Consider the following 13,694-nt stretch of genomic DNA (forward strand, 5'->3'; position numbering starts at 1 on the left):
AGTCGTGTTCGCTTTGCTACGATCAGTTATCGCTGACCGGCTCGCCGCTCATAAAGCCCGGGAACCAGCCTTCAAAAGCCTGCGTTAGTTCTGCGACGCTGACATCAACGGTATCGCCAAAAGTCAGACGGTCACCACCAACCTGTCCCAGAATGCGGAACGGAACGCCTGCACCCTCGGCATTGAGCGCGATGAGCTTGGCCATTTCCGACGTGGCGGCAATCACATAACGCGCCTGATCTTCACCGAACAGAACCGCATGCGGCTGGCCGTCACCTGCATTGAGGGTCGCGCCCTTGCCGGACTTGATCGCCATTTCGGAGACAGCAATCGCCAGTCCGCCGTCGGAAAGATCGTGGCAGGCCGTGACCTGACCATTACGGATCGCCGAACGGACGAACTCGCCGTTACGCTTTTCCATCGAAAGGTCGACAGTCGGGGCAGGGCCGTCTGCACGATCGAACAGATCGCGCAGATAGATCGACTGGCCGAGATGCGAGCCGTCGCCGCCAAGCAGAACCAGCGTGTCGCCGTCCTGCATGCCGCCGATCTTGGCCGTCTGCGACCAATCCGGAATAAGGCCGACACCGGCAATGGTCGGGGTTGGCAGAATGGCCCGACCGTTGGTTTCGTTGTAAAGCGAGACATTGCCCGAAACGATCGGGAAATCGAGGGCACGGCAGGCTTCGCCAATACCTTCGATGGCCTTGACGAGCTGGCCCATGATTTCCGGCTTTTCAGGATTGCCGAAGTTCAGATTGTCGGTCGAAGCCAGCGGCTCTGCGCCGGTCGCCGTGATGTTGCGCCAGCATTCGGCAACAGCCTGCTTGCCGCCTTCGAATGGGTCCGCTTCGCAATAACGCGGTGTCACGTCCGACGAGAAGGCAAGCGCTTTGGTGTCATGGCCTTCAACGCGGATCACACCGGCATCGCCGCCGGGAACCTGCAGCGAATTGCCCTGAATGAGCGTGTCATACTGTTCGTAGACCCAACGGCGCGACGAAAGATCCGGCGAGCCGATGAGCTTGAGAAGTGCTGCCGAATAGTCTTCCACCTGCGGCACATTGCTGGCCGGGAGCGGTGCATGCTTGCCCGGCTCCATCCACGGACGATCATATTCCGGTGCCTGGTCGCCCAGATCCTTGATCGGCAGATTGGCGACTTCCACGCCCTGATGAATGATGCGGAAGCGCAGATCGTCGGTGGTCTTGCCGACAATGGCGAAGTCGAGACCCCATTTGCGGAAGATCGCCTGGGCTTCGGCTTCCTTTTCCGGCTTCAGAACCATGAGCATGCGCTCCTGGCTTTCCGAAAGCATCATTTCATAGGCCGTCATGTTCTCTTCGCGAACCGGAACATGGTCGAGAATGAGTTCAATGCCGAGGTCGCCCTTGGCGCCCATCTCCACAGCCGAGCAGGTGAGGCCAGCCGCACCCATGTCCTGAATGGCGATAACCGCGCCGGAGGCCATTAGCTCAAGGCAGGCTTCGAGCAGGCATTTTTCAGTAAACGGATCGCCGACCTGAACGGTGGGGCGCTTTTCTTCAATCGATTCGTCGAACTCAGCAGACGCCATGGTCGCGCCGCCGACGCCGTCGCGGCCTGTCTTGGCACCCAGATAGACGACCGGCAGGCCGACGCCCTTGGCTTCCGACAGGAAGATGCCGTCATGCTTGGCAAGACCGGCAGCAAATGCATTGACGAGGATATTGCCGTTATAGCGCTTGTCGAAGTTCACTTCGCCGCCAACGGTCGGCACGCCGAAGGCATTACCATAGCCGCCGACACCGGACACGACGCCCGATACCAGATGGCGGGTCTTCGGATGGTCAGGCTCGCCGAAGCGCAGTGCGTTCATTGCCGCAACGGGACGTGCGCCCATGGTGAACACGTCGCGCAGAATGCCGCCAACGCCGGTCGCTGCACCCTGATAGGGCTCGATGTAGGACGGGTGGTTGTGGCTTTCCATTTTGAAGACGACGCAATCGCCGTCACCGATGTCCACGACGCCCGCATTTTCGCCGGGGCCCTGAATAACGCGCGGACCTGTGGTCGGCAGCGTGCGCAGCCATTTCTTCGAGGACTTGTAGGAGCAATGCTCGTTCCACATAGCCGAGAAGATACCGAGTTCGGTAAAGCTCGGCTCACGTCCGATCAATTCGAGAATACGCTGATACTCGTCCGGCTTGAGGCCGTGGGATTCAATGAGTTCCGGCGTTATTTCGCGATTATTGGAATTGGAGATAGTCATGGGAATGGGCAACCCCGTCGCAGGCTGTGGCACCCGAAAACCTTCCGCCGAAGGCTGGGCATCTAAGGTTTCAAGGGGTCTCTTTAACCTAACTCTGTTGGAAGCGCGACAGGAAAATGCCGCTTTCCCGGCCTGATTCAGCATATGGTCGCATCAAGGCTCCAACAGTCCTGTGACGGGCAGCGTTTACACGCTGCCCTCATAGCCTGCCTGCTCGTTTTCAAGCAGTTGGCGCAATGTGAGGAAACTGCTCTCGACAATGCTTCGGTCGATCGGCGAGGAGAAGGCGATGCGCACCCGATGGTAAATCTGATCTACGCGGCCGGCTTTGAATTCGTCCTCATCGTCGATCAGAATGCCGCTTTCATAGGCTGCGGCCTTGAATGTGCCGGATAGCCACGGTTCGGGCAGGCCCATCCAGAGGAAAGGAATGTTGGGGCGGGACACAAAATCGAAGCCGGAGAAAACGCGACGCGCGATTTCCTCACGCGCTTTGGTTTCTATGCGGCTTTTCTCGCGGATGGCATCGGCTGCACCGGAAAGCACGAGTTGCGCGCCGGTTTCGGCGAGAAGAAAAGCCACGCCGCCCGTCATCATCTTGTGTGTGACCTTGACGCGCTGCGCGCAATGCGGCGGGCAGGAAACCCATCCGCTGCGTATACCAGCGGCCACGGCTTTGGAGAGGCTCGACACGACGAATGTGCGCTCTGGTGCGAAACTCGCCAGCAACGGAATGTCGCTTTCGCACATGCTGCCGTAGATATCGTCCTCGATGAGCCAGACATTATAGCGACGCGCAATATCGGCTATGGCGCGCCGCCGCTCTTCCGTCATGGTAGCAAGTGTTGGATTGTGCAGGGTCGGCATGAGAAATGCCAGGGTAGGGTGCTGCTGGCGGCAGGCGCGCTCGAACTCTTCGGGAATGAGGCCATATTCATCATGCGCAGCCTGAATAGTGCGGCGTCCGAGAAGTCGCACCGAGCGGCTGATCTGGGCATAGGTCAGGTTTTCGAACAGAATTCGGTCGCCCGGATTGGTGAAAGCCGTGATGATGGCAATGCTTGCGGCCTGGGCGCCATTGGTGATGACGATATTGTCGAGATCCGGCTGCCAGTCAGCCCTGCCGAGCCACTTCTGACCTGCTTCCAGCCAGTGCTGCGGAAACTGACGCGAATAGTTGGCAATCTCCTGCTGAAAATCGCGGTGAATGTCGCTGCTGATCCTGGCGAGCACTTCATGCTGGCCGACCTCTGGTGCAGAAGTGGAATCAAGCCGGATTTTACCCGTCGGTACATCAGCGGGCTTCGTGCCAATCAGTGTCGTTGGAACAAGCCCTGATTCTGATGGCTCCTCGCTCAACACATAGGTGCCACGCCCAACCTCGCCGGTCACAAGCCCGCGCTCATGGGCAAGCGCATAGGCGCGCCCGATTGTACCGATTGTCACCTTCAAGTCGAAGGCCAGATTGCGTTGCGGTGGCAGTTTTACGCCCGCAGGCAGCCCGCCATTGCCAATCGCTTCCTCAATGGCATCCGCCAACTGCAGGTAAAGCGGGCCGGTTTTGCTCGATAAGTCGGGAATCCAATTTGTCATGGTGACAACTTATAAATTGTATCGATTGCGGAGTCAATTATAGAGTCATTCCTACGCTGAGCGATGCTATCATATCTAGATTTGCGGTTAGAGAACTTCAAATCTGGCCCGTTGAACATCCAAAGAGCAGAAGAATGGACCGAACAATGTTTTACTTCAGACCGCAGACCGAGACAATAGATACAATTCTACCGATACCCGATGCTGATCGCATAAGTGACCTGCCTCAAGGCTTGCATGCCCAGCTGGCAGCTGCGACGGGAGAGGGTGCGGATGTGAGCCTGCTGCGTCGGTTCCTGAGCTGGCTTTCATACATCAGCATGATGCGTCGCAGCCGCTTGGCTTTGTACGAGATGACAGATGAACAATTGCGCGACATTGGCCTCAAGAGAAGCGAAGCGGAACGCGAAGCGCGTAAAGTACGCTTTCATCTCCGCTAGAGATAACACAAGGCGAAGTCCGGCATCGCGGTCGCTGGTTAGTAATTCTGCACCCGCAAAATATGTGCCACGCATTAGAAACATCGTTACAATGAATACAACAAAATAGTGAGGCAGAACTTCGGCCTAACTAGTTGTAATTGTTAAGTTTGATGAAGTTGTTAGCATACTAATTATTGAAACATTTGCATAAAGCTAATGTTATAATAAGGAGGCTGCTGTAATGAACTACATCAGACCAACCAATGAAGTAATTGACGTCATTACCATTCTTCCGAACGTCGATCTTGAGAGTGATTTGAACGCAAGATTACGGGCTCAGCCGCCTTCGGATGAGCCGCACCGTACACGCAGCGTATGGACATGGATTGTCGATGCAGTTCGATTTTCTCTGAACAGGCAGCGGACAAGGCGGATGCTCAGGGAACTGGATGATCGACAGCTTAAGGATATCGGCATCAGGCGGGACGAAATTTGAAGCCTACCGTCCGGAAGAAAGAGCCGGTCTTGCGGAAGCTAGGCACAAAGTGAATGGGAAAAACCCAACCTGATGGAAGTGGACCGGTATTCTAAACGACTTATACGCGTCGCTTTATCGTTGAATAGCGATGCGTTCGAATGAACCCCTCCCGTGAGATCGCGGGAGGGGTTCTTGATTTCAGCAGCCCTTCTGGCCGGATGCCCAGCGGTTGACGTCGCTGAGAATGCGGTTGCCGTGGCTTTCTTGGAGCATAGGACCGAAGGTTTCGACGCGGGCCGGATTGCCTTCCGCCTGCACGACCAGCAGCGGGCGCGCGGCGGGGTTGTGGCCCGGCACAACCAGAATACGCGGACGACCGCTATAGGAGTTCAATTCCGGCGCAAGTGTATAGCTGCGGAAATCCTTATCCTTGGATTTGAACCAGCAGCTATTGGCGGCCAGCGCGATGCGTTCCATTGTCGGCAGTGCAGCTTTGCTGACATTTTGCGTGACGGGCCCACTGGCCGGGCGCGGCGTACAGGCCGCAAGAAGCGCAATCGCAGGCAAGGCGATAAGAGCGATGGTCTTTTTCGTCAAGAAACGAACTCCAAAAGGGCGCGCCGCCGGGGAGGGCTATGAGGCGCGCAGACAAGAATAATCATAGGAAACGGAGGATACTGCTGGCCGTTACGCCAGCTGCGGCATGAAGGCCTTCAGACCGTCGCTCATCTCGTTCCAGATGCGCTCAAAGGCCGGGTGCTGCTTTGCCTTCGCGGCATATGCATCGAATTTCGGAAACGCGTCCAGCAGATCCGGCTTGCCCGACAGTTTCTTCAATGGTTCCATGAGAAAACGCACCGGCAGCAACCAGGCATCAGCCAGTGTCGGTTCTTCGCTGACGGCGTAGAACGTATCTGGAAGGCGATGTTCGATTACCGACAGGCCGGTGTTCAGCTTTTCAAACAGGCGATCGATGGTTGCGCTGTCGCGCTCCGGTTTGCTCAACAGGATGAACAGTTTCATTGCCGGTCCGAGCACTTCCAGCTCGATCACGCGGGCCAGAAGCCGGATCAGCGCACGCTGGCGCGGCGTGCCGGGCAAGAGCGGCTTTTCAGGAAAATGATCTTCGAGATATTCGGCGATCACAACGGCTTCAAAAAGCGTTTCGCCGGAACTGGTAATCAGCACCGGAACGCGGCGCAGAGGCGTGATTTCACCAAAATCAGCCGGGAAGGGATAGGGCAGGGTGATTGGCTTGAAGGACAGGTCCTTCAGATAGAGAACGCTGCGCACGAAAGCTGAGTACGGGGAAAGTGGTCTTGAATAGAGTTGCATTGCGCGGTCCCCCCGATTCGGTTGCCAAGGAATTCTCCCAAGGCAAAACTGCCATGAAAACAGGCTTCAAGCTAGACTGGTTTTGATTGGCTGGAAAGCGGGTTGCAGGAACGTTATTTTACCGAAGATGCAATTCGGTGAAGGAAATGAAAAAGGGCGGTCTCATCAAGAGACGCCCTTTTTGGGTAAACCTATCAGGCTGCGATGCCCAGAGCGCCTGCAAATAGCGCTCGCCCATCGTCACCGCCATGGGCGCCTTCGATCAGGTTTTCCGGATGCGGCATCATGCCAAGCACGTTGCCGCGCGCATTGACGATACCGGCAATATCATTGACAGAACCGTTCGGGTTGGTGCCTTCCGCATAACGGAACACGACCTGACCTTCGCCTTCGATGCGCTTCAGCGTTTCGGCATCGGCAAAATAATTGCCGTCATGATGCGCGACCGGGCAGCGGATGATCTGGTTCTGCTGGTAACCGCGGGTGAAAGCGGTGTTGGCATTGCTGACTTCGAGCTTCACTTCGCGGCAGACGAACTTCAGCGAGGCGTTGCGCATCAGCGCGCCCGGCAACAGGCCGGCTTCAACGAGAATCTGGAAACCATTGCACACGCCCATGACCATCACACCCTTGTCGGCCTTCTCGCGCACGGCCTGAAGAACCGGCATACGGGCCGCAATCGCGCCGCAGCGCAGATAGTCACCGTAAGAGAAGCCGCCGGGGATGAGGATCAGGTCGACATCGTCCGGAATGCTGGTATCGGTCTGCCAGACCGTGACAGGAGCCTGACCGGTGATCTTGGTGAGCGCTGCGATCATGTCGCGGTCACGATTGAGGCCGGGAAGGAGAATGACAGCGGATTTCATGAGCGTCTGCTTCCTTTGTTTGGCTCAGCCGATGGCGATGGAATAATCTTCGATCACCGTATTGGCGAGGAGCTTGTCGCACATGGCCTTCAGGTCTGCTTCGGCCTTGGCCTTGTCGGCGCCTTCGAGTTCGAGGTCGAACACCTTGCCCTGACGTGCCGAGTTGACGCCAGCGAAGCCGAGGCTGCCGAGTGCGCCGACGATTGCTTTGCCCTGCGGGTCCAGAACGCCGTTTTTCAGTGTAACGGTGACGCGTGCCTTGATCACTCTGTGGTTCCTGTAGCTCTAGATTTAGTTCTCACAGCTTCAGACGGAACATCTGGAACTGCTGGTCGGGAATGAAACGGCCCGGAAGGTTTTGTCTCAGAGGTTCCCGGGCCGGTCAGATTATTTCACAAGCACGGGGCCGGAAGGACGGGGCGAGTCGTTCTCGTTCATGATGCCGAGACGGCGCGCCACTTCCTGATAGGCCTCGACCAGTCCGCCCATATCGCGGCGGAAACGGTCCTTGTCGAGCTTGTCATTGGTGTTGATATCCCAAAGACGAGCCGAGTCCGGGGAGATTTCGTCGGCGACGACGATACGCATCATGTCGCCTTCCCACAGACGGCCGCATTCGATCTTGAAATCGACAAGCTGAATGCCGACGCCAAGGAACAGGCCGGAGAGGAAGTCGTTGACGCGGATGGCAAGCGCCATGATGTCATCGATTTCCTGCGGGCTGGCCCAGCCGAATGCAGTGATGTGTTCTTCCGTGACCAACGGATCTTCGAGCGCGTCGGCCTTGTAATAAAACTCGATGATCGAGCGCGGCAAAACCGTGCCTTCTTCGATCCCGAGGCGCTTGGACAGCGAACCGGCTGCAACATTGCGGATCACGACTTCCAGCGGAATGATTTCCACTTCCTTGATCAGCTGCTCACGCATGTTGAGACGGCGGATGAAGTGGGTTGGAATTCCGATGCGGTTCAGCTGGGTAAAAATATATTCGGAAATGCGGTTGTTGATGACACCCTTTCCGTCCACGACTTCGTGCTTTTTCTTGTTGAACGCGGTTGCATCGTCCTTGAAGAACTGGACCAGCGTTCCTGGCTCGGGGCCTTCGTAAAGAATCTTGGCCTTGCCCTCGTAAATACGGCGGCGACGGTTCATGGCTTTTCTCGGATTTCCATATCTATGGTGATCGGCTCTAAGCCGCTATTCTCGCGGGCTACCTATAGCAAATAAGGGGTTTTAACAATCCTGCTTCGTGCCCGTTCCCCCGTTTTCGGTGTTTCCAGAGCGCCTTTCGATCTGATTGCATCAGATAGGCGCTCAATCCTTGGTTTTGGCGCGCATCCTTTCCGAAAACTGTTTCCCACTTTTCGGGATGCGTTTTAGTGCAAGATTATAGACGAGCCGCAAGAAATTGATTTGCTGCTCTTGTATAATCTTGCGCCCCTTGCCAGCTTTAGGCAAGGGATCGGTCACGATCTCTTCCTACTGGGAGTTTTTGGGAGTTTTGTGAATGACGACAGGTATGGATGATCGCCGCGATGCTTTCGAAAAGAAATTCGCACATGATGCTGATTTACGCTTCAAGGCCGAAGCGCGCCGCAACAAGCTTCTCGGATTGTGGGCTGCCGAACGCCTTGGCAAGAAGGATAGCGAGGCTGAAGCCTATGCCCGCGATGTCGTAGCAGCCGATTTTATCGAGGCCGGTGACGATGATGTGTTTCGCAAGATCCGCGCCGATTTCGATGAGGCAGGCCTCACCGAAAGTGATGAAACGATCCGCGGGAAGATGCTGCTATTCCTGGAGGAAGCGATCCGCCAGATACAGCAGGATTAAGATCATGGGGTGGATGTGCTGATGGTGCTTCCACCCTTTCTTTTTGTTTGCCTGCCACGACGAAATGTCATTTATGAAATACCAGATGTGAAATGCCAGTTATGAAATAAAGGAAATCCCTATGTCGTTGTCTTCGCGTTTGCGCGCCGGTGAAACCGTTCTCTCGGCGTGGTCGTCGCTTCCTGAGCCGCTGACGGTTGAAATCCTTGCCCATACGGCCTTCGACGCTGTCACGCTGGACATGCAACATGGCGGTCATGACGAGGCAAGCGTGTTGCGCAGCGTGGGTCTTGTTCTGAATGCGGGAAAGCCGCCGGTGGTGCGTATTCCGGTTGGTCGCTTCGACATGGCGAGCCGCGCACTGGATTTCGGTGCGCAGGCTGTGATTGCTCCGATGATCAATTCGGCCGAAGATGCGCGCAAGTTCGCAGCCTCCATGAAATATCCGCCGGTGGGCGAACGTTCGTGGGGCGTTTTCCGCGCCAATGCCGATTATGGCACGCCTGGTTCCAATGATTATCTGACCACGGCAAATCAGGATACGCTGGCTTTCGCGATGATTGAAACACGCGACGCCTATGATGCGCTGGACGCCATTCTCGACGTGCGCGGCATTGACGGCGTATTTGTCGGCCCGGCGGATTTCTCGATTGCCTGGAGCAACGGACGCGAAGCCAATCCGAATTCTGATGCTATCGTCGAGCCGATCAGCAATATTGCGCGCAAGGCTGCTGCTGCGGGCAAGATCGCGGGCATCTACTCGCCGTCGCCAGAATTTGCGCGACGCTATATTCCACTGGGCTTCCGCTTTGTGACCGTCAGCAATGAAGGCGGCTATCTGCGCCTTGCCGCGCAGAAGCTGGTGGACGCTGTTCGCGCCTGACTTCGGTCCAGATCGTTGAATAGAGAAAAGGCGGGTTTGAAACCCGCCTTTTGTTTCAGTGTTGTTTTGGCGCCTGGAGTTGCGTCATGAACTCCGCAAACACCATCGAGCCTTCCGGCCAAGGGCCGTGGCCTGAATCCGAGTTGATATGACCGGACTCGCCTGCATCGATCAGCATCGCGCCCCAGTCCTTCACGACCTCTTCGGCAGCTTCGAAGCTTGAGAAAGGATCGTTGCGGCTTACGACTGTAATCGTCGGGAAGGGCAGTCGCTCGCGTGGATAGGGACCAAAGGTCATCAGATGCTTCGGACGAATGCTCTCGTTCGAGACATCCGGCGGCGCGACGAAAAATGCGCCTGCGATCTTGTGCTGGATCAGTGGCATAGCGTGCAAGGCTGCCGCTACACCCAGAGAATGCGCAACCAGCACGATGGGCTTCGTTGCAGCATTCGCAGCCTTGACCACTTCGCCGACCCAGTCGTCGCGCACTGGCTTTGACCATTCGGCCTGCTGAACGCGGCGCGCGGTCGAGAGCTTGCTCTCCCAGCGGGTCTGCCAGTGGTCCGGGCCGGAATTGGTATAGCCGGGAATAATGAGGATATCTGCGTCTTTGACTTTCATAACCCCCATTTAGATCGCCTTCATCAGTTCTTCAAGCTCCTCGACGTGCCGCAAAGCGAATGCGAATGATGAACAGCCTGTTCGCTGATCGCGATCTTGTGAACGATGCAGCAAACAGCGATGTTTAGGGCAACAGAACGCGAAGGAGAGCATAGGTCATGACAATCAGCAGACGTTCGGTGCTTGGCGCTACGGGAGCTGCTGTGATGGCCGGTATATTGCCCGCGCGTGCAGACATGCCGTCGAAGGAGAATGATATGACACAGCAATTGAAGACGCCGGTCACCGAAACGACCCGTCCTGTTGCACCGCTTCCATTTGCGATGACCGCACCGATGCGCGTGGCGCGCATTGGTCTCAAGGCACGTGACGCGGAAACGCTGGCTGAATATTACCGCGATGTCGTTGGCCTGCGCGAAATGAGCCGTCGTGGCGCATCCATCGTGCTTGGGGCCGGTGATCGCGAATTGATGGAAATCGAACAATTCTCTGCTGCTCGTCCGGATGATCCGCGCAGCGCTGGTCTTTACCACACCGCATTCTTGCTGCCGACGCGTGGCGATCTGGCGCGCTGGTCACGCCGGGCTATCGACAAGCAATTGCCGGTTGTCGGCGCCTCGGACCACGATGTCAGCGAAGCCCTTTACCTGACCGACCCGGAAGGGAACGGCATCGAGATTTATTCCGACCGCCCGCATGAAAAGTGGCAGTGGAACGGTGACCGCGTGAACATGGGCACGGAAGCGCTTGATGTGCGCGGCTTGCTTGATGTCATCAAGACGGAAGGCGGCGAATGGACCGGCGCACCGCAGAATACGGTCGTCGGCCACGTGCACCTGCGCGTCGGTAACGCCCATGAGGCCGAAACCTTCTGGCACAATGAACTTGGGCTGGAAACGGTGCAGACCTATGGCGACCGGGCTGTGTTCATGTCCACGGGACGTTACCACCACCATATTGCGGCCAATGCCTGGCAGAGCGCCGGTGCCGGCAAGCGTGATACGGATCGGACAGGCCTTGCGTGGGTCGAGCTGGAGGATACGCGTGGCGGGGACAATAGTTCCTTCGTCGATCCCTGGGGGAATGTGGTCAACACCATCAAGACTAAGGCCTGATACAGCCAATATCCCACAATAGAAAAAGCCCATGTTTTCAAATACATGGGGTTTTTTTCGGATTCAATTTATGAGGCCGTCAAAGGGCGCGACCTAGATTTTGGTTATGGCGTGGCGAAAATGGTGGATTTCGAGAACCGGAGCGAAGCGTACTAAAGGTACGTGAGCACCGGAAGCGCAGAAAGACGCCATTTGCAGCCCGCCAGAGCCGAAATCTTCTTAACCGAAGACGCGCTTGAAAATCGTGTCTACATGCTTAGTGTGATAGCCGAGATCGAACTTCTCGCGGATTTGCTCTTCGGAGAGGGCTGCGCGCACTTCCGCATCGCCGAGCAGTTCTTCAAGGAAGTCTGCACCCTGTTCCCAGACCTTCATGGCATTGCGCTGCACCAGACGATAAGCGTCTTCGCGCGACACGCCAGCCTGCGTCAATGCCAGCAGAACGCGCTGCGAATGCACCAGGCCGCGGAACTTATTCATGTTTTTCAGCATGTTATCCGGATAGATCACCAGCTTTTCAACAACGCCAGCCAAACGATTGAGCGCGAAGTCGAGCGTGATGGTTGTATCCGGGCCAATGGCGCGCTCGACACTCGAATGCGAAATATCGCGTTCGTGCCAGAGAGCGACGTTTTCCATGGCAGGCGTGACCGACATGCGCACAAGACGGGCGAGGCCGGTCAGGTTTTCGGTCAGAACCGGGTTGCGCTTATGCGGCATGGCCGATGAACCCTTCTGGCCCGGAGAGAAGAACTCTTCGGCTTCCAGAACTTCAGTGCGCTGCATGTGGCGGATTTCGATAGCGACATTTTCGATGGACGAGGCGATGACGCCGAGTGTCGCGAAGAACATTGCATGACGGTCGCGCGGGATAACCTGCGTGGAAACCGGCTCGGCTTCGAGGCCAAGCTTGGCGCAGACATATTCCTCAACGCGCGGGTCGATATTGGCAAAGGTGCCGACCGCGCCGGAAATCGCGCCGGTTGCGATTTCTGCACGGGCTGCGACGAGACGGGTGCGGTTGCGCTGCATTTCTGCATAGAAACGCGCGAAGGTGAGGCCCATCGTGGTCGGTTCGGCATGAATACCGTGGCTGCGACCGATGCGTACTGTGTCCTTGTGTTCGAAAGCTCGGGTCTTGAGTGCGGCCAGAACGCGGTCCATGTCAGCGAGCAGCAGATCGGCAGCGCGCACCAGCTGGACGTTGAGCGTGGTGTCGAGCACGTCCGAGGAGGTCATGCCCTGATGCACGAAGCGGCTGTCCGGGCCAATGAATTCAGCAAGATGGGTCAGGAAGGCGATAACGTCATGCTTGGTGACAGCTTCGATTTCATCGATGCGAGCGACGTCGAATTTCGCCACACTACCCTTTTCCCAGATGGTCTTGGCGGCTTCCTTCGGGATGACGCCCAGTTCGGCCAGCGCTTCGCAAGCATAGGCTTCGATCTCGAACCAGATACGGAATTTCGTCTCTGGGGACCAGATAGCGACCATTTCAGGCCGGGAATAGCGCGGGATCATTGGCAAATCCTGTTTTGGCGGCCCGGTTGCGGGCCGCAGGTCTTGGGAAATTGGGATAGGCGCGGTTTAGCAGAGGTGAGGCCTCTGCTCAACGCCTTAACGGCGCGCAGCTTCGGCGGCAGCGCGGATAGCCTGAATGTTGGCACGGTAGGATTCGACCGAATTGCCCTTATAGACGGCGGAGCCTGCAACAAGAACATTGGCGCCTGCGGCGACAACCAAGCCAGCGGTTTCAGCCGTCACGCCACCGTCGACTTCAATGTCGATCGGCCGGTCGCCGACCATGTCACGGACGCGCTTGATTTTATCGAGCATCGGGTGGATGAATTTCTGGCCACCGAAGCCCGGATTGACGGTCATGACCAGGATCAGATCGACATCATCCAGAATATTGGTGATGGCTTCGACCGGAGTTGCCGGGTTGAGCGCGATACCGGCTTTCTTGCCGAGCGCGCGGATCGATTGCAGCGAACGATGCGTATGCGGACCGGCTTCGGCGTGAACCGTGATAAGATCACAGCCTGCATCGGCAAAGGGTTCCAGATAAAGATCGCACGGTGCGATCATCAGATGCGCGTCGAAGAATGCCTTGGTACGGGGGCGGATCGCCTTTACCACCTGCGGGCCAAACGTGATGTTCGGCACGAAATGTCCATCCATGACATCGATGTGGATCCAGTCGGCACCGGCTTCCAGTACGGCATCAACTTCTTCGCCAAGACGGGCAAAGTCGGCGGACAGAATGGACGGGGCAATGGCGATGGGGCGCATGACGAT

Annotated in this window: 16 protein-coding genes; 5 read left to right on the plus strand and 11 right to left on the minus strand. The window is 56.8% G+C overall.

Annotation, left to right across the window (positions count from 1 at the left end; genetic code table 11):
• Positions 1 to 22: 22 nt before the first annotated feature.
• Together purL and QBD01_RS06140 are read right to left on the minus strand one after the other, a co-directional pair.
• On the minus strand, positions 23 to 2,251 hold the full coding sequence (purL, locus tag QBD01_RS06135; RefSeq protein ID WP_280992002.1) for a phosphoribosylformylglycinamidine synthase subunit PurL: 2,229 nt from the start codon (positions 2,249 to 2,251) through the stop codon (positions 23 to 25).
• Positions 2,252 to 2,437: 186 nt separating this feature from the next.
• Positions 2,438 to 3,844 (minus strand): PLP-dependent aminotransferase family protein, encoded by a 1,407-nt coding sequence (locus QBD01_RS06140; RefSeq protein WP_280992003.1) that lies wholly within the window; start codon positions 3,842 to 3,844, stop codon positions 2,438 to 2,440.
• A 134-nt stretch (positions 3,845 to 3,978) separates the two neighbouring features.
• Between QBD01_RS06140 and QBD01_RS06145 the strand changes: the two genes are divergently transcribed.
• On the plus strand, positions 3,979 to 4,284 hold the full coding sequence (locus QBD01_RS06145; protein ID WP_280992004.1) for a DUF1127 domain-containing protein: 306 nt from the start codon (positions 3,979 to 3,981) through the stop codon (positions 4,282 to 4,284).
• Between the two features lie 223 nt (positions 4,285 to 4,507).
• Positions 4,508 to 4,762: a DUF1127 domain-containing protein gene (locus QBD01_RS06150; RefSeq protein WP_280992005.1), complete on the plus strand. Its 255-nt coding sequence runs from the start codon at positions 4,508 to 4,510 to the stop codon at positions 4,760 to 4,762.
• A 180-nt stretch (positions 4,763 to 4,942) separates the two neighbouring features.
• Here the strand turns inward: QBD01_RS06150 and QBD01_RS06155 are convergent, their stop codons facing one another.
• The 6 genes from QBD01_RS06155 to QBD01_RS06180 form a co-directional block, all read right to left on the minus strand.
• Complete coding sequence (locus QBD01_RS06155; RefSeq protein ID WP_113533537.1) at positions 4,943 to 5,341, minus strand: hypothetical protein; 399 nt, start codon at positions 5,339 to 5,341, stop codon at positions 4,943 to 4,945.
• Between the two features lie 90 nt (positions 5,342 to 5,431).
• Complete coding sequence (locus QBD01_RS06160) at positions 5,432 to 6,079, minus strand: glutathione S-transferase family protein (RefSeq protein WP_280992006.1); 648 nt, start codon at positions 6,077 to 6,079, stop codon at positions 5,432 to 5,434.
• A gap of 194 nt (positions 6,080 to 6,273) precedes the next feature.
• Entirely contained in the window at positions 6,274 to 6,945 is a 672-nt protein-coding gene (gene purQ / locus QBD01_RS06165; RefSeq protein WP_280992007.1) for a phosphoribosylformylglycinamidine synthase subunit PurQ, read from the minus strand.
• A gap of 24 nt (positions 6,946 to 6,969) precedes the next feature.
• On the minus strand, positions 6,970 to 7,212 hold the full coding sequence (gene purS / locus QBD01_RS06170) for a phosphoribosylformylglycinamidine synthase subunit PurS (protein WP_182520300.1): 243 nt from the start codon (positions 7,210 to 7,212) through the stop codon (positions 6,970 to 6,972).
• Positions 7,213 to 7,332: 120 nt separating this feature from the next.
• A complete protein-coding gene (gene purC, locus QBD01_RS06175; protein ID WP_113533538.1) occupies positions 7,333 to 8,097 on the minus strand; it encodes a phosphoribosylaminoimidazolesuccinocarboxamide synthase in 765 nt (254 codons plus the stop codon).
• Positions 8,098 to 8,259: 162 nt separating this feature from the next.
• On the minus strand, positions 8,260 to 8,415 hold the full coding sequence (locus tag QBD01_RS06180; RefSeq protein WP_280992008.1) for a hypothetical protein: 156 nt from the start codon (positions 8,413 to 8,415) through the stop codon (positions 8,260 to 8,262).
• Between the two features lie 37 nt (positions 8,416 to 8,452).
• Here QBD01_RS06180 and QBD01_RS06185 point away from each other — a divergent pair, with 37 nt between their 5' ends.
• Together QBD01_RS06185 and QBD01_RS06190 are read left to right on the plus strand one after the other, a co-directional pair.
• Entirely contained in the window at positions 8,453 to 8,776 is a 324-nt protein-coding gene (locus QBD01_RS06185; protein WP_280992009.1) for a DUF1476 domain-containing protein, read from the plus strand.
• Positions 8,777 to 8,891: 115 nt separating this feature from the next.
• Positions 8,892 to 9,659, plus strand: coding sequence for an HpcH/HpaI aldolase/citrate lyase family protein (locus QBD01_RS06190; RefSeq protein ID WP_280992124.1), 768 nt, complete (start codon positions 8,892 to 8,894; stop codon positions 9,657 to 9,659).
• Positions 9,660 to 9,714: 55 nt separating this feature from the next.
• Here the strand turns inward: QBD01_RS06190 and QBD01_RS06195 are convergent, their stop codons facing one another.
• Positions 9,715 to 10,281, minus strand: a complete 567-nt coding sequence (locus QBD01_RS06195) for an alpha/beta hydrolase (protein WP_182520479.1) — start codon at positions 10,279 to 10,281, stop codon at positions 9,715 to 9,717.
• Between the two features lie 158 nt (positions 10,282 to 10,439).
• Here QBD01_RS06195 and QBD01_RS06200 point away from each other — a divergent pair, with 158 nt between their 5' ends.
• Positions 10,440 to 11,396 carry a VOC family protein gene (locus tag QBD01_RS06200; protein WP_392391311.1) on the plus strand — a complete coding sequence of 319 codons (957 nt, stop codon included), beginning with the start codon at positions 10,440 to 10,442 and terminating at the stop codon, positions 11,394 to 11,396.
• Positions 11,397 to 11,615: 219 nt separating this feature from the next.
• On the opposite strand, the gene purB is transcribed toward QBD01_RS06200, so the two are convergent.
• Both purB and rpe read right to left on the minus strand, forming a co-directional pair.
• Positions 11,616 to 12,917 (minus strand): adenylosuccinate lyase, encoded by a 1,302-nt coding sequence (gene purB / locus QBD01_RS06205; RefSeq protein WP_280992010.1) that lies wholly within the window; start codon positions 12,915 to 12,917, stop codon positions 11,616 to 11,618.
• 96 nt (positions 12,918 to 13,013) lie between these two features.
• Positions 13,014 to 13,688, minus strand: a complete 675-nt coding sequence (gene rpe / locus QBD01_RS06210; RefSeq protein WP_280992011.1) for a ribulose-phosphate 3-epimerase — start codon at positions 13,686 to 13,688, stop codon at positions 13,014 to 13,016.
• Between the last annotated feature and the right edge of the window lie 6 nt (positions 13,689 to 13,694).

The organism is Ochrobactrum sp. 19YEA23 (assembly GCF_029909865.1).
Classification (GTDB): Bacteria; Pseudomonadota; Alphaproteobacteria; order Rhizobiales; family Rhizobiaceae; genus Brucella; species Brucella gambitense.

Excerpts from the sequence above, each read along its gene's own strand:
- QBD01_RS06195 (WP_182520479.1), bottom strand. The coding sequence starts at position 10,281 with ATGAAAGTCAAAGACGCAGATATCCTCATTATTCCCGGCTATACCAAT.
- purL (WP_280992002.1), bottom strand. The coding sequence starts at position 2,251 with ATGACTATCTCCAATTCCAATAATCGCGAAATAACGCCGGAACTCATT.
- rpe (WP_280992011.1), bottom strand. The coding sequence starts at position 13,688 with ATGCGCCCCATCGCCATTGCCCCGTCCATTCTGTCCGCCGACTTTGCC.
- purC (WP_113533538.1), bottom strand. The coding sequence starts at position 8,097 with ATGAACCGTCGCCGCCGTATTTACGAGGGCAAGGCCAAGATTCTTTAC.
- QBD01_RS06185 (WP_280992009.1), top strand. The coding sequence starts at position 8,453 with ATGACGACAGGTATGGATGATCGCCGCGATGCTTTCGAAAAGAAATTC.
- QBD01_RS06145 (WP_280992004.1), top strand. The coding sequence starts at position 3,979 with ATGGACCGAACAATGTTTTACTTCAGACCGCAGACCGAGACAATAGAT.
- purQ (WP_280992007.1), bottom strand. The coding sequence starts at position 6,945 with ATGAAATCCGCTGTCATTCTCCTTCCCGGCCTCAATCGTGACCGCGAC.
- purB (WP_280992010.1), bottom strand. The coding sequence starts at position 12,917 with ATGATCCCGCGCTATTCCCGGCCTGAAATGGTCGCTATCTGGTCCCCA.
- QBD01_RS06160 (WP_280992006.1), bottom strand. The coding sequence starts at position 6,079 with ATGCAACTCTATTCAAGACCACTTTCCCCGTACTCAGCTTTCGTGCGC.
- QBD01_RS06150 (WP_280992005.1), top strand. The coding sequence starts at position 4,508 with ATGAACTACATCAGACCAACCAATGAAGTAATTGACGTCATTACCATT.
- QBD01_RS06200 (WP_392391311.1), top strand. The coding sequence starts at position 10,440 with ATGACAATCAGCAGACGTTCGGTGCTTGGCGCTACGGGAGCTGCTGTG.
- QBD01_RS06140 (WP_280992003.1), bottom strand. The coding sequence starts at position 3,844 with ATGACAAATTGGATTCCCGACTTATCGAGCAAAACCGGCCCGCTTTAC.